The following is a 19557-nucleotide window of genomic DNA, read 5'->3' as shown; positions in this document are numbered from 1 at the left end:
TTGATTTTTATGGTCCATTATGGAGTCTGCGGGAGAGAAAAAAGGGAGATTACAAATGCGCCAAGGATGCCGCTTAATTCAGATTTTGCTGATCTTGGGGGCAATGCTGCTTGGTCCTCCGGCGTTGGCCGCAGATAAGGTGTTGCGTCTTGGTACCTTGCCTGTTGTCTCGTCTCGCGCCGCTTATGAAATCTACCAGCCCCTGATGGAGAGTCTGGAAAAGGGCTTGGCTTTGTCGTCTGTCCAACTCGAAACGCCACCCAATTTCCGAGGTATGTACCAGCGGATTCAGGAGAATGGCTTCGACCTTCTGATCAGCCCGCCACACATTGCCCGTTTGGCGCAAAAGCGACTGGGCTGGCATCCTCTGGTGATGTTCTTGCCGGAGCACCAAGCGATTCTGCTTGCCAGGGAAGCGGATGGACCGGCTAATCTCGATGCCTTGCGGGGCAGCACGATCGCCGTTCTCGATAACAATGCACTCGTGGCGATTGTCATGATGGACGCCTTGGCCAAGAGAGGTCTGCAAATGGGGCGGGATTTCAAGGTGATTGAAACGCGCAGCTATGACAGCAGCCAGATCGCCCTTACGCAGGGTGTTGCCCAGGCCATGGTTTTTCGCAGCCAGGGGTTTATCGACTCGAATGCTCGCAATCAGTTAAAAATTCTCCTCCAGGCCGGCGTCCTGCCCGGCTACGTGGTGATTGCATCCCCTGGTACGAACAAGCTTGAATTGCAGCGTCTGCGGACGCAATTGCTCGCATTTGGCAAAACTCCCGAAGCGACACCTTTTTTTCAAAAGCTTGGCTATGACTCATTGAGTACGGCGACCGAAGAGGCAATGCGACGCCTCGATCCGTATCTCGCGACGACCGAAGCGAAGCTGAAATAACGTCATCGGACGATCACAGCATGTGGAACCTCTCACTACGTGCGAAGTTGATTTTGGGTGCTGTAGTCATACAGTGCATCGTCCTGTCGCTGATCATCTATAACGCCAGCCGGATCACGCAGGAAGTTCTCAAGGAACAGATGCAGATCCGGATTGAAACGATCCAGCCGCTCTTGAACCTGGCGATCTCCGGCCCGCTTGTCCAGCATGATTACTCAACGCTCAATGACATCCTGCGAGAGCTTCGTCTGGCGCATACGGTTGAGCACATCGAGGTGATTGATACGGATGGCGTCGTTGTAGGGCAGGCCGGTGAAATCCCGCGTGGCGCTTACGATCCGATCCATGGTCGGCATGAAGGTGCTGGGAGCGATGAGCATGTTGATGTTGACATGGTCTTGTCGATCAACGGCGTGAGGGTTGGCAAAGTCAATATCGGCATTTCAACCAGTTTCCTGGTCGCGGCGCGTGAAGCACTGGCCCGCCAGAATGGAATGATTGCCATTGCCGGTTTGATTCTCGCGGGCTTCCTGTTCGCCCTGTTCAGCTGGTGGCTGACCCGCGATCTCCTTCGCCTGCGCGAGGCTGCGGAAAAGATTGGCCGTGGCGAATACGGTGTTCAAACAGGGGTTAAATCCGTCGAACACGACGAAATTTCCCAATTGGCCCAGTCTTTTGATGCCATGAGTTGGCAGATAAAGTTGAGTCATGAAGGCATGTCCCGGGAAATTGAGGAGCGTAAGCGAACTGAAATATTGTTGCGGGAGAACGAGCAGCATTTCCGGACCCTGGCTGATGGTGGATCGACGCTGATCTGGACCTCTGGCCTTGATAAGCTATGCAACTACTTTAATCAGCCATGGTTGCGTTTTACCGGTAGAACGCTGGCGCAGGAGGTCGGCAATGGCTGGGTTCAAGGTCTTCATCCTGACGATCATGAACATTGCCTGCAGACCTACGTGAGGTCATTCGATGCTCAGAAGCCGTTCAGCATGGAGTATCGGATTCATCATGCCGATGGCACGTATCACTGGATCAGGGATGATGGAAATCCGCGCTATGACAGCGATGGCAATTTCATCGGGTATATCGGGTTTTGCGTTGATATCACTGCGCAGAAGGAATCAGCGGCCGAACTCGAACAGCACCGCCATCACCTGGAGTCGCTCGTTGAAGAGCGAACCTCTGCATTGAATCTGGCCAAAGAGTCCGCTGTCGCAGCCAATCTCGCGAAAAGCACCTTCCTGGCAAACATGAGTCATGAACTTCGCACCCCCATGAATGCCATCATGGGCATGACCGATCTGGTGTTGAGGCGGGTCTCCGAACCCAAACAGATTGATCAGTTGACCAAGGTGAAGCAGGCTTCGGCCCATCTCCTTTCGGTGATCAACGACATCCTCGACCTCTCCAAGATTGAGGCCAACAAACTTACATTGGGTCAGGTGCGATTCAATTTCCCTCAGGTTCTTGAAAACCTGAGCATCATGATCGGTCAGCGTGTGGCGGAAAAAGGATTGAAGCTGTTCTTTGACCTGCCCGCAGACATCGCCAGGCTGCATTTGATTGGGGATCCTTTGCGTCTGGGACAGGTGTTGCTCAATTTGGCCGGCAATGCCGTCAAATTTACCGAGCACGGTTCCATCACGGTACGCATCAGGCAGGAGAAAGAGTCCACCGACGAGATTGTTTTCCGTTGCGAGGTGGAAGATACCGGCATTGGCATTTCAGCCGACAATCAGAAACGTCTGTTCGTGGCCTTCGAGCAAGCCGATGTCTCAATGACGCGAAAATACGGTGGCACCGGCCTGGGACTCGCGATCAGCAAGCGACTCGTTGAAATCATGGGTGGGACGCTCGGTATCGACAGTGTGCCGGGGCAGGGAAGTACTTTCTGGTTCATCGTGCCGATGAAAAAAACGAGGGATGCAGCGCCTGCTACGGCACCTGTTGCCGAGCAGTCGACTGAGCTGCTCCTCAAGACGATCCACGCTGGCGCTCGTATACTTCTGGCAGAGGATGAGCCAATCAATCAGGAGGTGTCGTGCAACCTGCTGGAAGATGTCGGGCTCACCGTAGAACTGGCTGAGGATGGGGCTGTCGCTGTCGCCATGGCGCAACGCAGTCACTACGACCTGATCCTGATGGATATGCAAATGCCGCAGATGAATGGTCTTGAGGCGACGCGCGTGATCCGCGCGTTGCCCGGCTATGCCGACACCCCGATTCTGGCAATGACCGCCAATGCGTTTGTTGAAGACAGAGAGCGTTGTATGGCGGCGGGGATGAATGACTTCATTACCAAACCGGTTGATCCAGATCATTTCTTTGAAACGATCCTGAGATGGTTTCAGATCTCCCTGCCTTAGGGGACATCGCTCAATCCCGTCGGTATAAGTAAAACCGATCGCTAAGATTGGGTCGTTCATGGCTTTTGGCGATTTTCCACCGAGGGAATTGCTGTTCTCCCTTGGGCGCCCCTTGGCGGGGCGCGGCATCGCTTATTCGAGAGCCAGGATCCACTGCACGGCGGCTTTCAGGTCGTCGTCGCTGATCTTGTCTGCCGGGTGGGGAATCATCGGGATCTGGCCCCAGTTGCCGGAGCCGCCATGGCGAACCTTTTCGAAGAGGACCGCAGCGATCTTGCTGTCGCCCTTGTATTTGGCAGCGACCTCCTTGTAGGCCGGGCCGACGCGTTTCTGGTCGACGGCATGGCAGGCGACGCAGCGGGCTTTCTTGACGATGGCTTCACCGTCGGCGGCATGGGCCGGCGTGACGCTGGCGAAGGTGGCGGCTGCGAGCAGGGGCAGCAGCAGGGTGGTGTGCAGTTGCTTGTTCATGAGAGTATTTCCTTGGATTAAACGATGCCAGCGGCCTGCAGTTCGGCCCATTCGGCGTCGGTAAACAAGCGCGAACGCGTGTGGAAAGCCTTGCCGGTATTGCCTTCGAGCGAGAAGGTACCGCCCGATCCCTCGATCACATCGATGATCAGTTGCGTGTGCTTCCAGTACTCGTATTGCGAGGCGCTGATATAGAACGGCACGCCGCCGATATCACCCAGATGGACGTCGTAGGGGCCGATGGTCAGGTCCGTGGGCAGGTAGCAGTTGGCAGCGCTGTTGTCGCAGCAGCCGCCGGACTGGTGGAACATCAGTTCCGGCCCGTATTGCTGTTTCAGGAGCGCGATCAGTTCAAGCGTTGCCGGCGTACAGATGACACGGTCGACCATGAAATTCTCCCAAAAGTGAATTTAAAAAAGGGGGGCGGTTACCCGCCCCCAAGAGTTGCCCGCAAAAACAATGCGGCCAGTGGAGGAGATGCTCGGTTTATTCCAACTCAGACCAGCCGTGACTTTGTCGACGCCGCATCGCCGTGCTAATCGCACTGTCTTCGGCCTGTCTTCGCGTCACGAGTGATCTGAGCATGGAATTAGAAGAAGCCCAGCTTGCTTTCGCTGTAGGAAACCAGCAGGTTCTTCGTCTGTTGATAGTGGTCCAGCATGACCTTGTGGGTCTCGCGGCCGATGCCGGATTCCTTGTAGCCGCCGAAGGCTGCGTGCGCCGGGTAGGCGTGGTAGCAGTTGGTCCACACGCGACCGGCCTTGATGGCGCGGCCCATGCGGTAGGCGACGTTGCCGTTACGGCTCCAGACGCCAGCGCCGAGGCCGTAGAGCGTGTCGTTGGCGATGGCCAGAGCTTCGGCTTCGTCCTTGAAGGTGGTGACAGCCAGCACCGGCCCGAAGATTTCTTCCTGGAAGATGCGCATCTTGTTGTGGCCCTTGAACAGGGTCGGCTGGATGTAGTAACCGCCAGCCAGGTCGCCTTCGAGGACAGCGCGGGCGCCGCCGATCAGGCATTCGGCACCTTCCTGCTTGCCTACGTCGAGGTAGGACATGATCTTGGTCATCTGCTCTTGCGATGCCTGGGCACCCATCATGCAGTCGGTATCAAGCGGGTTGCCCTGCTTGATGGCGGCGACGCGCTTGAGCACGCGCTCCATGAACTTGTCGTAGATCGATTCCTGGATCAGGGCACGGCTCGGGCAGGTGCACACTTCGCCCTGGTTGAAGGCGAACAGCACCATGCCTTCGATGGCCTTGTCGAGGAAGCCGTCATCCTTGTCCATGACATCGGCGAAGAAGATGTTGGGCGACTTGCCACCCAGTTCCAGCGTGGCCGGGATCAGGTTGTTGGCAGCGGCCTGGGCGATGACGCGGCCCGTCGAAGTCGAACCCGTGAAAGCGATCTTGGCGATGCGCTTGCTGGTGGCGAGCGGCATGCCGGCTTCGCGACCGAAACCGTTGACGATGTTGAGGACGCCCGGCGGCAGCAGGTCGGCGATCAGCTCGGCCAGGATCAGGATGGAGATCGGGGTCGATTCGGCCGGCTTCAGGACCACGCAGTTTCCGGCACCAATGGCCGGGGCCAGCTTCCAGGCCGCCATCAGGATCGGGAAGTTCCAGGGGATGATCTGGCCGACGACGCCGAGCGGCTCGTGGTAGTGGTAAGCCACGGTGTTCTCGTCGATGTCGGAGAGAGCGCCTTCCTGAGCGCGCAGGCAGCCGGCGAAGTAACGGAAGTGGTCGACGGTGAGCGGGATGTCGGCGTTCAGCGTTTCGCGGATGGCCTTGCCGTTATCAACGGTCTCGGCATAAGCCAGGGTTTCCAGATTGGCTTCGAGGCGGTCAGCAATCTTGAGCAGCAGGTTGGCGCGCTCGGCCGGGCCGGTCTTGCCCCAGGCATCAGCAGCGGCGTGAGCGGCGTCGAGGGCCAGCTCGATGTCTTCGGCGGTCGAACGGGCAGCCTTGGTGTAGACCTTGCCGGTCGTCGGGGTGATCACGTCGAAGTACTCACCCTTGACCGGGGCAACCCACTTTCCGCCGATGAAGTTGTTGTACTGGGCCTTGTAGGCGATCTTTGCGCCTGCGGCGCCGGGAGCTGCATAAACGGTCATATTTGTCTCCAGTGTTCTCGAATTGAATGGCTAACGGGGTAACTCGAAGCCGGCAGATTCGGTTGATTCGCGATGACGACCTGCCGTGGCTCGTGCCAAGTAATGTGCATGCCGTGTGCCAGGCGTTCCGATCAGCCTTCGAAAATAATTAAACTTAATAAAATCATTGTGTTGTGTATGAATCGGCTGGGGAAAAAGGACTTGCCGGGAAGTCGGTGCTGATCATTTGATCAGCAACTGCTCAAATGTGGAGCAGTGCTGGCGCGTGTGAATTTGCCGCTTTTTCCATCGGGCCTTCATCTGGCTCAGCATTTGTTCGGATTCGGCCTTGCCCTGAGCAAGCGTCCGGTGAAAGCAACGGGCGGGGATATCGGTGTCGATAGCAAGCAAGGCTCGGGCAGTGCCTTCTGGCTTACTGTCAGGTTGAGCAAGGCCGCCCGGTAGTTTTTGGCTTGCCGAGATTGTTCCGATATCTGCCAACATCGTGAGCCTTCTGCTGGATAGCAAAGCTCACGGGACTGCGGATTTATTTGGGTTTGCTTATGGCCGCAATAGACCTCAGGGCGGCTGCTGCACGGCTCAGGTTGCCGGCAATTTCTTTCTTGCCGGAGGCAATGCGGCCGAGTTTCTCGCCAAGTAACTTGACGGAGCCCAGATAGGCGGCCAGGGGCTCATCTTTCAGCTGCTTATTGCTTGGAACAGAATTCATGGTCCACTCCTGTGTCACTTGCTGGTGAGCAATCGGTCAGTCGGTCATTGGTAGATGAATAATGACCATGTTATCAGAATGGTTATTCATTTGAAATATGACAAAGGGCGTAAGCAATGAGGGTTTTCGGGTGGTCCGGTGCCTATTCCAGGTCTCGTCGTCACGGCGTCGGCACCTGTTGCCAGACAGCGATTTGTTGTTGGTTTAAGGGCAGGCATTGACGTCGGTCAATCCTGCCTGGGTGCAAATCTGGGGATAATGTCGCAACAGTAATAGGGTCTTTAAAGTGCCTACTCAACACCATGCTCTGGTTTCATTGCTTCTGCGGCTGCAGGGCTGGCGCCTGTGGGTAGTTGTGTCGTCAGGGGCCGTGCTCGGTGCGCTCCTGATCGTATCGGTGATGAGCCTGTTGCTGAAAGGCGAAGTGACCTGGGACTATGTGCTGACCGGTGTCGTCACCGCATGCATCATCGCGCCACCGAGCCTGGGCTTGCTGACTTACCTGCTGCGAGAAGTGGCCCGTAGTGAGTCGAAGATAGCGTTGCAGGAATCCCGCAGTTTATTGCAATCGATCATCGATACCGCGCCGATTCGTGTTTTCTGGAAGGATTGCGAGTCTCGCTATCTCGGCTGCAATCCTGCCTTTGCACACGATGCCGGGCTGCAGACGCCAGTTGATCTCATTGGACGGGACGACTTCGCCATGGGCTGGGCCAAGCAGGCCGAGCTTTACCGCGCCGACGACCGGCAGGTGATGGCGTCGGGAGTGGCGCGCATGAACTACGAGGAGCCACAGACGACGCCGAATGGCCAAACTATCTGGTTGCGTACGTCAAAGGTGCCATTGCTGGATGCATCGGGGCGGGTAATCGGTGTGCTGGGAATCTACGACGATATTACCGAGCGAAAAAATGCCGAGCAGGCCTTGCGGCAACACGAGCGGTATCAGCGCGCCTTGCTCGACAATTTCCCATTTGCGGTCTGGCTGAAGGACACTGAAAGCCGCTTCCTTGCTGTTAACGACCAGTTCGTGAAGCTGTTCGGGGCGAGTAGCGCCAACGATCTGGTGGGCAAGAATGATTTCAATATTGCTCCGCCCGAACTGGCGGAAGGCTATCTGGCTGACGACAGGGCGGTGCTCGCTTCGGGGCAGGCAAAAAATGTTGAAGAGGAAATCATTAACGGCAACGGCCTACGGCAGTGGTTCGAAACATACAAGTCACCGGTGGAACTTGATGGCAAGCTGCTCGGCACCGTCGGTTTTACCCGCGATATTACGGAACGCATGCAGATTGCGCATGAGTTGGCCCACCACCGCGAGCACCTTGAGCAGGAAGTGCTGCAGCGTACTGCCGCCCTCATCGAAGCCAAAATTGCCGCTGAATCTGCCAGTCGAGCCAAGAGCACCTTCCTGGCCAACATGAGCCACGAACTGCGCACGCCAATGAACGGCGTGATGGGCATGATAGACATGGCCAAACGCCGCATGGCCGATCCCAAGGGGCTGGATCAACTCGACAAGGCGCAGATTTCCGCCGAACGTCTGCTGGTTGTCCTCAACGACATCCTCGATCTTTCCAAGATTGAAGCCGAGCGCATGGTGCTTGAAGACGTGCCGCTGCGCTTGAGTCAGAGTGTGGAAAGCGTTGTCAGTATGCTTGAGTGCAAGGCCATGGAGAAAGGACTGCGCCTGGCTGGCGACATGCCCGTCGAGCTTGCACAAGCGCCGCTCAAGGGCGATCCGTTGCGGCTTGGCCAGGTACTCTCAAATCTTGTCGCTAACGCCATCAAATTTACGCAACAGGGCGCGGTCGATCTGCGCGTCCGCTCGGTCGGCGAAACAAGCGAGTCGGTACAAGTGCGTTTCGAAGTCCGTGACACTGGCATCGGTATAGACGCCGATACGCAGTCGCGTCTGTTCCAATCCTTTGAACAGGCCGACAACAGCATGGCCAGAAAGTTTGGCGGCACCGGACTCGGGCTGGCGATCTGCAAGCGGCTGGTCGCGCTCATGGGTGGGGAAATCGGCGTGGAAAGCTTCCCGGGGCAAGGCAGCAACTTCTGGTTCGTCGTTCCGTTCAAGAAGCGCGAACCCGCTGTCATGGTACCTGCAGCAAGCGCTGAAACCTTCTCGGCGGAGCAGGCGCTGGCCAAATATGCCGGCACACGTATCCTGCTGGCGGAAGATGAGCCAATCACCCAGGAAATATCGCGCGAACTGCTTGAAGATGCGGGATTGGTGGTGGATGTTGTCGGGAATGGCCAGGAGGCCGCCGAGATGGCCGGTCAGAACCGTTACGCCCTGATCCTGATGGATATGCAGATGCCGGTCATGAACGGCACGGAGGCCACGCAAGCCATCCGCGCCGGCTTGCTTAACCAGACTACGCCCATCATCGCGATGACAGCGAATGCCTTTGATGACGATCGCGAAGCCTGTCTAGCCGCAGGTATGAATGAGCACGTCAGCAAGCCCGTTGAACCGCAAAAGTTGTATGCGACTTTGCTCGATTGGCTAGTGAAACGCGGCGACTGATCATGCGCTTTGTTCGGCATGCCTGCGGTGCCAACAATACACGCTACGGATACCTAAAATGCAAAACCGGCCACACGGGCCGGTTTGTTGTTTCATCCTGCAAGTTGCAGCTTACATGGCGAGAATCCAGTTCACCAGCAGGCGGGCATTGCCTTCCGTGATGGCGACGGCATTGGGCGGCATGGAGAGGCCGCTGACCTTGTCTTTCCAGTGGCTGCTATAGGGGTTCGAGCCTTCGAGGACGACGCGGGTCAGGAATTCCGTGGCGCCGGGCTTACCCTTGTATTGCTTGGCGACATTGATCCAGGCCGGGCCGATCGGCTTGAGGCCATCCGGGCCGGGCTTGTCTTTTTCGATGCCGTGACAGGTCATGCAGCCGCTGGCAGTGGCCAATTTCTTCATCTCGGTGTCGTTCTTGGCATCGGCCATGGCTAACGGGCTGATCAGAAGGCTGCCCAGTAGCACGGCGGCGAGTTTGCGGTGACGGAACATGACTGTTTTCCTTATCGATATTGAATGAAGCAGAGAATGTCGGGCCGCTGTTCTGGCGGCCCGACATTAGCCTAGTTTAGCCCTTGTGGAGCTTGAAGACCCAGACGGAACCGCCTTGTTCGAGGTAGTTCACACGCTTGGCAACGTCGCCGCCCCAGAGCGGAACAGCACCGCCCCAGCCGGTCGTCACGGCGATCATCTGCTGGCCATCCTGTTCCCAGCTGACCGGCGGTGCAACGATGCCGGTGCCGACGTTGAAGGACCACAGTTCCTTGCCGGTCTTGGCATCAACACCCTTCAGGAAGCCTTCCGGGGTACCGTAGAACACCAGGCCACCAGCGGTGGTCAGGACGCCACCCCAGAGCGGAGCGTAGTTCTTGTTTTCCCAGACGATCTTGCCCGTGGCCGGATCAACGGCGCGCAGGGCACCGATGTAGTCGTCGTGAATAGCCTTGATGGTGAAGCCGGCGCCAAGGTAAGCCGCACCCTTCTTGTAGGAAACCGGCTCATTCCAGATGTCCATGGACCATTCGTTGGCCGGCACATAGAAGAGGCCGGTCTGCGGGCTGTAGGCCATTTGTTGCTGGTTCTTGCCACCCAGGAAGGACGGAGCCGAGAAGACGACCTTGCCCTTCTTGCCATCGGTACTGGCGGTCGGGTCGCCCGGACGGCCTTCTTCGATGTAGTTCGGACGGCCGGTTTCAAGATTGATGCCGGTGGCCCAGGTGATCTTCTTGACGAAGGGGAAGGCGTTGAGCAGCTTTCCGTTGGTGCGGTCATTCACGAAGAAGAAACCGTTACGGTCGGCCTTGCCGCCGGCCTTGATGATCTTGCCAGTCTTCGGATCCTTGTAGTCGAAGGAGACGAATTCGTTCACACCGTCAAAGTCCCAGCCGTCGTGCGGGGTGTTCTGGTAGTGCCAGGCAATCTTGCCGGTGTCGGCGTCGATGGCCACGGTGGAGGACGAGAACAGGTTGTCGCCCGGACGCAGGTGGCTGTTCCACGGGGCCGGGTTGCCGGTGCCGGCGAAGATCAGGTTGGTCTCGGGGTCGTAGGTGGCGCCATTCCAGGTGGCTGCGCCGCCGGTTTGCCAGAGGTCGCCGGTCCAGGTGGCGTTGGTGGTGCCGGAGATGCCGTTGTCAATGGCCTTGCCTTCGGCGTCGTAGCGATAACCCATGTGGCCTTCGACGGTCGGACGCGACCAGATCAGCTTGCCGGTCAGCGGGTCACGGGCGTCGATGCGGCCGACGGCGCCGAATTCACCACCGGAAATGCCGGTGATCAGCTTGCCGCGAGCGATGATCGGGGCAGCGGAGGCGGAGTAGCCAGCGGCGTAGTCGCCGATCTTTTCCTTCCAGACGACCTTGCCGGTCTCCTGGTTCATGGCGACGAGCTGGGCGTCGAGCGTGGCGAAGATGACGAGGTCGCCGTAGAGGGCGGCGCCACGGTTGATCACGTCACAGCAAGGCATGATGCCGTCGGGCAGGCGGTGTTCGTACTTCCACAGCTTCTTGCCGGTCTTCGCGTCGATGGCGAACAGGCGGCTGTACGAGGCGGTGACGAACATCTTGCCGTTGGCGATGACCGGTTGCGATTCCTGGCCGCGCTGCTTTTCGCCGCCGAAGGACATCGACCAGGCCGGGACCAGGTTCTTCACCGTCTTGGCGTTGATCTGGGTGGACGGGCTGAAACGCTGGCCCTGGGTGCCGAGGCCGAAGCTGACGACGTCACCGGGGGTCTTGGCATCATTGAGGATGTCGGCGTCGGTAACGCCGGCGCTGGCCTGGGTGCCAGCAAACGCTGCCGACATCAAAAGCGCGAGGGTAATGACTCTCCGCTTGAAAGGGGTATGACTGTGCATGGATTGTCTCCTTGATTATCCAATGGTTCCATCTCAGCAAATCGTGCTTTACACGGCCCGGCCGGATGGAATGACATGCTGGCGAGCCACCTCCATTCCCTGAATCGGCTCGCTGGCAGGGAACACAATCTGCAAGGGCTGTGCCAACCCGGGTCGAAATCGCCGGCGCTCCTGTTGGCGGGGCTGTAGAAGGGATGCCGGTGGATTTTCCGGGAGCAGTGGCATTGGCCGGCCGGCTGTTCCAATTGTCACCACCTGCTCCAAAGTTGCACAGCAGGGTTGCTCAGAGGCGACCCCCGTACCACGGCAACGGGCGAATTGGCACGCCAGATCGAGGATTCCGCAAAGTGGGCAGGTCTTGGCACGCGCTTTGCACACATGTTTGCTCAAAGAGCCCAACGGGCATTATGGAGCGAGACAAGGATGAAATACCCACTGACCATTGCGGCGATTGCGCTGGCGGCGCTGCTGTCACCAGCCGAAGCAGCTGCGCTGCGCGAGAGCGGTGATCCGCTCGACTCGGCGCGCTGGTCGGATATGCAGAAAGCCTTTCTGGCTGGCGCGCCGGTTCTCTTCGATCCACGCGTCAAGGTCAATTCGCCGTCCATCGCTGAAAATCCGATGCAGGTGCCGGTCACCGTCGACGCCACGGCGCTGCCGGGGGTGGTCGAAGTCCTGGTCTTTGCCGATTTCAATCCGATTGTCCAGGTGCTGCGCTTTTTTCCCGACGGTGCTCCGGCCTATCTCGGCTTTCGCGTCAAGTTGCAGCAATCGACGCCAGTACGTGCGGCAGCGCGTACCGCCGACGGCATCTGGCATGTGGGCGGGACCTGGGTGAATACGGTCGGGGGCGGGTGCACCGCACCGTCAGCCGCCGGTGGTTCGAAGGAGTGGCAACAGCGCCTCAATGAGGTGACCGGTCGCCAGTGGAGCGAAGGCCCGAATGCCGGGCGTGTCCGCCTGCGCATCGTGCATCCGATGGATACCGGGCTGGTCGCCGGGACGCCGGCCTTTCACCTGGAAGAGATCAATTTTACCGATGCCGCCGGCCAGCGCCTGATGCGCGTTCAGACCTACGAGCCGGTCAGCGAAAATCCGGTGTTTACGCTCAATCGTGGTGGGGCGGAGGGGGCGGTTGAAGCCTCGGGGCGCGATAACAACGGCAATGCCTTCAAGGCGAGGATCGGGCAATGAAGCAGCTACTCTGCGCCTTGCTCATGCTGGTCGCCATTCGGGCCGGGGCCGTTGATTTCGACTATCGGCTGAGCGCCACGCCGATTGCCGACAAGGTCTATGCGTTTATCGGCAGGAGCGAGGATTTCACCACGACCAACGGCGGCAACATCGTCAACACGGCCTTCATCATTGCGCCGCAGGGCGTCATTGTCATCGACAGCGGACCGTCGCTGCGCTATGGCCAGCAGATGCGCCGGGCCATCTCGGCAATTACCGCGCTGCCCGTCGTGCTGGTTATCAATACCCATCATCACCCCGATCATTTTCTCGGCAATCTGGCGTTCGCCGATATACCCATCGCAGCGCTGGCCGAAACCCGCCAGGGCATCGTCAGTGAGGGCAATGCCTTTGCCGAAAACCTCTTCCGGATGTCGGGCGACTGGATGAAGGGCACTGAAGTACTGGTGCCGGGCCGGACGTTGACGGCGGGTCGCCTTGAGGTGGCTGGGCGCAGCCTCCGTCTGGTTGCCCTTGATGGCCACACCGATGCCGATCTGGTCATCGTCGACGACGCGAGTGGCGTTGTTTTTGCCGGTGATCTGGTCTTCAATGGTCGGGCCCCGACTACGCCGCATGCCGACGTGGGGCACTGGCTGGCTGCGCTTGACCAGCTTGAGGCGCTGACCCGCCAGGCTGGCTTCAAGGTCCTGCTGCCCGGTCATGGCATGGCAACGAGCGACGCAGCACCGATTGGTCAGACGCGGGACTGGCTCAACTGGCTGAGTGCGACGATGCATGAGGCGGCAAAAGCCGGGCTGGACATGAACGACGTGCTGATGCGTCCCTTGCCGGCGGCATTCGCCAATCTGCCCCTGGCCACGAGTGAATATCGCCGCTCGGTCGGTCACCTGTTCCCGGCGGCGGAGCAGTCCGCCCTGGCAGGGGATAAGTGATGCATGCCGCGACCATAGACGCGCCAGAAATTCGTCCCGTGGACCGCCGATTCTGGATCATTCTGGGCGGCTCGATACTGCTCCACGCCATCCTCTTTGCCGTTACGTCATGGCAGCGCCAGCATGGCCCGGTCAGCCTGCCGCCGATACTCGCCTCGATCCGCCTGATGAACGTTTCCGAATTGCGACCCGTTGCCGTGACCACGCCGGCAAGTGTCCCCGAGAAGGCCCGGCCAGAAGCAAACCGGACGGAGCGGCCGACACCCTCCGTCATGCAGACTGCTGGGCCGTCCACCAGGCCGCTCCAGGTGCCGTCCCCCCAGTCGGTGCCGGTGACGGAAAGTGTCGCGGCAACAGCCATACCATCGGCACCCGCCCCCGAGTCGCCCCGTCCGGCCGCCCCGCTGCAACGTCCGCAAAGCGAGGTGCTGGATGGCTATCGCCAGCGCCTCGGCGAACTGTTGGCCCGTCATCAGGAATACCCCAGGGTGGCCGCCATGCGCGGCTGGGAGGGCGAGGTTCGCCTGCGCCTCAAGGTGGCCCGCAAGGGCAATCTGATCGGTGTGGTGCTCGATCATTCGAGTGGATTTGATGTCCTCGATCAGCATGCGCTGGCCATGCTCGAAGCCCTGGCCGGCTTGCCGCCCTTGCCCGAAGCACTGGAAGCCAATGAAATTTCGGTCGTCGTGCCGGTTAACTACAAGCTCAAGAAAACAACATGAAGTGCCAGACACCCCAACCCTCGCTGCTATCTGTCGCCCTTGCCATCGCTATTGCCCCGGCCTTCGCGGCCGATCCGGTCGTTACCACAGCGACCGTCGAAGTTATCGGTACCACACCGCTCTCTGGTATCGGCGTGCCGCGCCTGCATTTGCCAGCCAACGTTCAGACAGTCAGCGGCCAGCAACTGGAAGACCAGGAAAGCCTGAATCTGCCGGAATTCATGGCGCGGCAATTGCCCAGCGTGACGGTCAATGAAATCCAGGGTAACCCTTTCCAGCAAAACATCAATTACCGTGGCTTTACGGCATCTCCCTTGCTTGGCACCCCGCAGGGGCTGTCGATATATCTCGATGGCGTGCGCATCAACGAGCCCTTTGGCGATACGGTTAATTGGGAACTTCTGCCCAATTCGGCGATTGCCGGCATGGACCTGATTCCGGGTTCGAACCCGGCGTTTGGCCTGAATACGCTGGGCGGGGCGATTGCCATTCGTACCAAGGATGGTTTCAGTCACGCCGGCAGCAAGATGGAATTATCCGGTGGCAGTTTTGGTCGCAGCAATCTTGAACTTGAGCACGGCGGTCATAGCGGTGCCATTGGTTGGTACGTCGGGGGCGATTGGTTCCGCGAAGATGGCTGGCGCGATTTTTCCCATTCGGATGCCAAGCAGCTCTTTGGCAAGCTGTCGTTCCGACATGCGGCCGGTGAACTTGATCTCAGCCTGACCCGGGCGGTGACGCGGATGACCGGCAACGGCCTGGTGCCCGAGTCGATGCTGGCGGCCCGGCGGGAGCAGATCTTTACCCAGCCGGACATCACCCGCAACAATCTGACCCAGGTCGCCCTGAATGGCCGCCTGTGGTTGAGCGATGCACAAAGTTTGAGTGGCAACGTCTATTTCCGTCACAACAAGATCAGCACCCTGAATGGTGATCTCAACGACGAGTTTGCCGGTGGGCCATTCGATGGCTTGTCTGATGACGATTCCGGTGCCAACAACCGGACCCGCACGACCCAGCGCGGCACGGGGGCTTCGGGCCAGTGGAATCTGACCACCGAGCGCCAGCAACTGGGGGTTGGTGCATCGATTGATGTTGCCCGGATGAGCTTTGCGCAAACGCAGGAAATTGGCGTGATCAATGCCGCCCGGGGCGTCACCCCGACGGCCGATCCGGTCGTCGAAAACGCCCTGCACGGTACGACGCGAACGAGCAGCATTTTCGTCACTGATACGTTTGCCCTGGCCAAGAATCTTCATCTGACTGGCGCTGCACGCTACAACATGAGCCGGGTGACGACCCATGACGAGTTGAACCTCTCTCCGCCCAATCTCGACGGCGACCACAGTTATCACCAGCTCAATCCGGCCCTCGGACTGAGCTGGCAAGTCCTTCCGGCCCTCAACGCCTACGCCGGCTTCAGTCAGGGCAACCGGATTCCGACGCCGATCGAACTCGGCTGTGCCGACCCGGCCAATCCCTGCACCCTGCCTAATTCGATGGCCTCCGACCCGTACCTCAAGCAGGTCGTCGCCCGGACGCTGGAGGCTGGCCTGCGCGGCAAGATGGCCGGCGGCATTGACTGGAATGCCGGCGTCTTTCGCACATTGTCGCGCGACGATATCCTGTTCGTCGGCACCTCCCATAGTGCCGGCTATTTCACCAATTATGGCAAGACCCGGCGTCAGGGGCTGGAGCTTGGCCTCAATGGCAGCCAGCATCGTGTCGACTGGCAGATCAACTACAGCTACCTGAAGGCGAGCTTTCAGTCCGAAGCCTGCCTGCTCGCCGCCAACAACAGCTCGGCCGGCAGTGCCGCCGAGTGCCCGGCCAGCGACGAAATCTTCGTCAGGAAGGGTGACCAGATGCCCGGCCTGCCGAACCACAGCCTGAAACTCGGCCTGTCGTGGCGAGCGGTCGACTGGTTGCGTATCGGCGGCAATGTTCAGGCGTTTTCCGGCCAGATCGCCCGGGGCAACGAAAACAACCAGCATCAGGCCGGCACCGTCGCTGGTCAAGCCTTTGAAGGCGATGGCAAGATCCCCGGCTATGCCATTCTCAACCTGAACGCTGAAGCCCGCTTGGGTGGCGGTTGGCAGGTCTTTGCCAAGATCAATAATGTTTTCGACAAGCATTACGCGACGGCGGCGGCGCTGGCGATCAACCCCTTTGACGCAGCCGGCAGTTTTACCAACAGTTCTCCCGCCTGGCGCCATGAAACCTTCGTCGCACCCGGCGCTCCGCGTTCTGCCTGGGTCGGTGTGCGCTACAGTTTTGGCGACAAATGACCATGCCTGTCTGGCCGCTTTCCTCGACTAATCGCCGGCCCGCCCCCCTGAGTCTGCACACCCGGGTCGGCCTGGTCCTGACGGCGCTGGCCGCCAGCCTGCTGATCGTTCTGGCTGGTCTGTGGCTGCACGGCACGCGCAGTTCGATTCACGAAGAAGTCGAGGCGGCGAGCCGGGTGTCGGAGCAGTGGTTGCATGCGGTGCTTGGCGAGATGCACGATGTGCCAGCTGCGCAGCGCGGCGAACGGCTGGTTGGTGTGGCCCGCGCCATCGGCCGGGTGCGCGCCAATGCGATGGAGGTCCGCACGGTCGCCGGTGACACCATCTACCGCTCGCCGGGGCCGACCTACAAGGCCGGGCGTACCGTACCGGAATGGTTCGCCGGAATGCTGGCCAGTGAACTGCCGCCCCGCACCATCGCCATTCAAGGCTACACCCTGATCTTGCATCCCGATGATTCGCGTGCCGTGATCGACGCCTGGGACGATCTCCTGGCCATGGCTGGTTGGGCGCTCGCCTTGCTCGGTCTCATTTTTGTCGCGACGCGCAGTGCGCTGGGGCGGGCCCTGCATCCACTTGCCCAGATCATGCGCGCCCTCGATCGCACCGGGCGCGGTCGTTTCGATACCCGCCTTCCCGTCTTTCCGACACCTGAACTCGGCCGCATCTCACGCGCCTTCAACGGCATGGCTGACCGGCTGGGTGAGGCGGTCGACGAGAATGTCCGTCTCGAAAGTGCCCGCGAAGTGGACCGTCGCATGCAGGCCGGCCTGGAGGACGAGCGGCGGATCATTGCCCGCGAACTGCATGACGAACTGGCTCAGGGCATTACGGCAGTCCGCGCCCTGGCTGGCGCCATTGTCCAGCGCACGTCAGACGCACCAGCCTTGCATATTCCGGCCCAAGGCATCGTTGCTGTGACCGGGGAAATGCAGGATGGCGTGCGCAATATTCTCCAACGTCTGCGCCCGGTCGCCGGTAACGGGGTGGTGACGACGCTCGAACGCCTGCTCGCCAGCTGGCAAAAGCAGCATCCGGAGATCAGGCTGAACAGTCATCTGGTCTTGGGGGCGCTACCGGTGGCCGATGATCTGGCACTTACCGTTGTCCGCATCGTTCAGGAAGGCTTGACCAACATCATCCGCCACGCTGACGCTTCGCAGGTCGATCTGGCTATCAGGCGCGATGCGGGCTGGCTGCAGCTGACCCTGGTCGACAACGGCCGTGGACGTTCCGGCCAGCCTTCTGTCCAGGCTGGATGTGGCCTTGGTCTGGCCGGTATGGGCGAGCGTATCGCCCTGCTGGGCGGCCATCTTCAGTTCGAACAACCGGATGGGGGCGGCTTCGGTCTGGTCGCCCGCCTGCCGGATTCGTTGCCCCAACACTCCCCGGAGGAATTCGCATGAACAACACGCTGCAAGGCAAGCGCATCCTGCTCGCCGACGACCATGCGATGGTGCGCCTTGGCTTTCGTTGTCTGCTCGAAGGCGCTGGTGGCTGTGTGGTCGGTGAGGCCGAGAACGGTGAAAATGCGGTACGGCTATATGCCGAAACGACGCCTGACGTTGTCGTCATGGATGTCTCAATGCCCGGCATTGGCGGTCTGGCGGCGCTGGAGCGGCTGCTGGCCTGGGACGCCAGAGCCAGAGTCCTGATGCTTTCGGCGCACCACGACGATATCGTGCCTGTGCGCGCGCTTCGCCTCGGGGCCCGCGGCTACCTGTGCAAGCGGGCGGCGCCGGACGAGTTTCTGCGGGCTGTTGCCCAGGTGGCGAGCGATCGTCGCTATCTTGATCCCGAGTTGGCTCAGTCGGTCGCACTGGCCCAGCTTTCCGGCTCGGCCAGCCCGGTTGAGTCGTTGACCGAAAAGGAACTCGCTGTTTTTATGAAACTGGCCGAGGGTCGTTCGGTTAACGATGTGGCCGATGATTTCTGCCTGAGTCCGAGCACTGTCGGCACCCATCTTTACCACATCAAGCAGAAACTTAATGTCCAGAACGCCGCCGAACTGACGCTGGTTGCCGTGCGCAACGGACTGATTGAGGCCTGAGTGTCCGCGGATCCCTTGTTCCCGGCCTGTCGGCCACGCTGTGTCCGGCAGATGGCGGTTGGCGACGGGCACATCCTGTATGTCGAGGAGTGTGGCCCGGTCGACGGTGTGCCGGTTCTTTTTCTGCACGGCGGGCCGGGCGGCGGTTGTCTGGCTGAGCACCGGCGGCTGTTCGACCCCGGCATCTATCGCGTGGTCATGATCGATCAGCGCGGGGCTGGGCGCAGCCTGCCCAGTGGCGAGCTGGAGGCGAACACGACCCCCGATCTTGTGGCCGATCTCGATTACGTGCGTCAGGCACTGGGTATTTCCAGCTGGATTGTTTTTGGCGGCTCGTGGGGTAGCCTGCTGGCCCTGACCTATGCCCAGATTTATCCGGAAACTGTGCAGGGCTTGGTCATGCATGGCATCTTTCTTGGGTCGCACGATGAAATCAGTGCTTATGGCAGCGGTCTGGCTAGCCTGTTGCCACGTCTTGAGCAGGGCGATCCACTGGCCGCCTTTGCCCGGCGCATTCTTGGTGATCATCCTGAAACCGCCGAATTGGCTGCCCGCGTCTGGCTCAACTACCAGCGCAAGCTGATCGGCAAGGAGCCGCTGGTTGCACCTCCCGATGCCATGCAAATGGCCCGGGCACGCATCCAGATGCATTACCTGACGCGTGACTGCTTCCTGATGCCGGGCCAGTTGCTGGCCGGCATCGAGCGCATTCGCCACCTGCCGGCAGTGATTGTTCAGGGGCTGGCCGATCCGGTTTGTCCGCCGATGGCAGCCGAAGCGCTACACCGGTCCTGGCCGGAAACGACCCTGGTGCCGGTGGTCAGTGCCGGCCATGATGCGCTGTTGCCAGCCATGGCCCGTGCCTGCATCAAGGCGCTTGGCTGGGTGGCCGAATGCGCTGAGAGTATCGACTGAGGCTTTCCAG

Annotated in this window: 17 protein-coding genes; 10 read left to right on the top strand and 7 right to left on the bottom strand. The window is 59.9% G+C overall.

The window, feature by feature from the left end:
- Positions 1–55: 55 nt before the first annotated feature.
- The gene (locus HYN24_RS10975) at positions 56–892 is read left to right on the top strand and encodes a PhnD/SsuA/transferrin family substrate-binding protein (RefSeq protein WP_162888710.1); all 837 of its coding nucleotides are present in this window, start codon (positions 56–58) and stop codon (positions 890–892) included.
- Positions 893–912: 20 nt separating this feature from the next.
- Positions 913–3261 (top strand): ATP-binding protein, encoded by a 2349-nt coding sequence (locus HYN24_RS10970; RefSeq protein WP_117609285.1) that lies wholly within the window; start codon positions 913–915, stop codon positions 3259–3261.
- 132 nt (positions 3262–3393) lie between these two features.
- Here the strand turns inward: HYN24_RS10970 and HYN24_RS10965 are convergent, their stop codons facing one another.
- From HYN24_RS10965 to HYN24_RS10945, 5 genes are all read right to left on the bottom strand, one after another.
- Positions 3394–3732 carry a c-type cytochrome gene (locus HYN24_RS10965; protein WP_117609284.1) on the bottom strand — a complete coding sequence of 113 codons (339 nt, stop codon included), beginning with the start codon at positions 3730–3732 and terminating at the stop codon, positions 3394–3396.
- A gap of 17 nt (positions 3733–3749) precedes the next feature.
- A complete protein-coding gene (locus HYN24_RS10960; RefSeq protein ID WP_117609283.1) occupies positions 3750–4121 on the bottom strand; it encodes a DUF779 domain-containing protein in 372 nt (123 codons plus the stop codon).
- A gap of 200 nt (positions 4122–4321) precedes the next feature.
- Positions 4322–5845: an aldehyde dehydrogenase gene (gene adh / locus HYN24_RS10955; RefSeq protein WP_117609282.1), complete on the bottom strand. Its 1524-nt coding sequence runs from the start codon at positions 5843–5845 to the stop codon at positions 4322–4324.
- A gap of 222 nt (positions 5846–6067) precedes the next feature.
- On the bottom strand, positions 6068–6328 hold the full coding sequence (locus HYN24_RS15940; protein ID WP_162888709.1) for a hypothetical protein: 261 nt from the start codon (positions 6326–6328) through the stop codon (positions 6068–6070).
- Between the two features lie 43 nt (positions 6329–6371).
- A complete protein-coding gene (locus HYN24_RS10945) occupies positions 6372–6554 on the bottom strand; it encodes a hypothetical protein (protein ID WP_117609280.1) in 183 nt (60 codons plus the stop codon).
- Positions 6555–6840: 286 nt separating this feature from the next.
- Here HYN24_RS10945 and HYN24_RS10940 point away from each other — a divergent pair, with 286 nt between their 5' ends.
- On the top strand, positions 6841–9090 hold the full coding sequence (locus HYN24_RS10940; protein ID WP_162888708.1) for a PAS domain-containing hybrid sensor histidine kinase/response regulator: 2250 nt from the start codon (positions 6841–6843) through the stop codon (positions 9088–9090).
- Positions 9091–9201: 111 nt separating this feature from the next.
- On the opposite strand, the gene HYN24_RS10935 is transcribed toward HYN24_RS10940, so the two are convergent.
- Both HYN24_RS10935 and HYN24_RS10930 read right to left on the bottom strand, forming a co-directional pair.
- On the bottom strand, positions 9202–9582 hold the full coding sequence (locus HYN24_RS10935; protein ID WP_117609278.1) for a c-type cytochrome: 381 nt from the start codon (positions 9580–9582) through the stop codon (positions 9202–9204).
- Positions 9583–9658: 76 nt separating this feature from the next.
- Positions 9659–11392, bottom strand: coding sequence for a PQQ-dependent methanol/ethanol family dehydrogenase (locus HYN24_RS10930; protein WP_240327779.1), 1734 nt, complete (start codon positions 11390–11392; stop codon positions 9659–9661).
- A 474-nt stretch (positions 11393–11866) separates the two neighbouring features.
- Here HYN24_RS10930 and HYN24_RS10925 point away from each other — a divergent pair, with 474 nt between their 5' ends.
- From HYN24_RS10925 to HYN24_RS10895, 7 genes are read left to right on the top strand one after another with little or no spacing between them, the layout of a single operon-like run.
- On the top strand, positions 11867–12637 hold the full coding sequence (locus tag HYN24_RS10925) for a quinoprotein dehydrogenase-associated SoxYZ-like carrier (protein WP_117609276.1): 771 nt from the start codon (positions 11867–11869) through the stop codon (positions 12635–12637).
- Entirely contained in the window at positions 12634–13572 is a 939-nt protein-coding gene (locus tag HYN24_RS10920) for a quinoprotein relay system zinc metallohydrolase 1 (protein ID WP_117609275.1), read from the top strand. Before HYN24_RS10925 ends, HYN24_RS10920 begins: the two co-directional genes overlap by 4 nt.
- Before the next feature lie 38 nt (positions 13573–13610).
- Complete coding sequence (locus HYN24_RS10915; RefSeq protein ID WP_162888707.1) at positions 13611–14294, top strand: energy transducer TonB; 684 nt, start codon at positions 13611–13613, stop codon at positions 14292–14294.
- Entirely contained in the window at positions 14291–16582 is a 2292-nt protein-coding gene (locus HYN24_RS10910; RefSeq protein WP_117609273.1) for a TonB-dependent receptor, read from the top strand. Before HYN24_RS10915 ends, HYN24_RS10910 begins: the two co-directional genes overlap by 4 nt.
- Positions 16579–17988 (top strand): HAMP domain-containing protein, encoded by a 1410-nt coding sequence (locus tag HYN24_RS10905; protein WP_117609272.1) that lies wholly within the window; start codon positions 16579–16581, stop codon positions 17986–17988. Before HYN24_RS10910 ends, HYN24_RS10905 begins: the two co-directional genes overlap by 4 nt.
- Positions 17985–18632: a response regulator gene (locus HYN24_RS10900; protein ID WP_117609271.1), complete on the top strand. Its 648-nt coding sequence runs from the start codon at positions 17985–17987 to the stop codon at positions 18630–18632. The genes HYN24_RS10905 and HYN24_RS10900 overlap by 4 nt, the downstream gene beginning before the upstream one ends.
- The gene (locus HYN24_RS10895) at positions 18633–19547 is read left to right on the top strand and encodes an alpha/beta fold hydrolase (protein ID WP_162888706.1); all 915 of its coding nucleotides are present in this window, start codon (positions 18633–18635) and stop codon (positions 19545–19547) included.
- Positions 19548–19557: the final 10 nt, after the last annotated feature.

The organism is Dechloromonas sp. HYN0024 (assembly GCF_003441615.1).
GTDB lineage: Bacteria > Pseudomonadota > Gammaproteobacteria > Burkholderiales > Rhodocyclaceae > Azonexus.
Note: the sequence above shows the minus strand (reverse complement) of the source record. Positions and strands in the feature narration are given on the sequence as shown.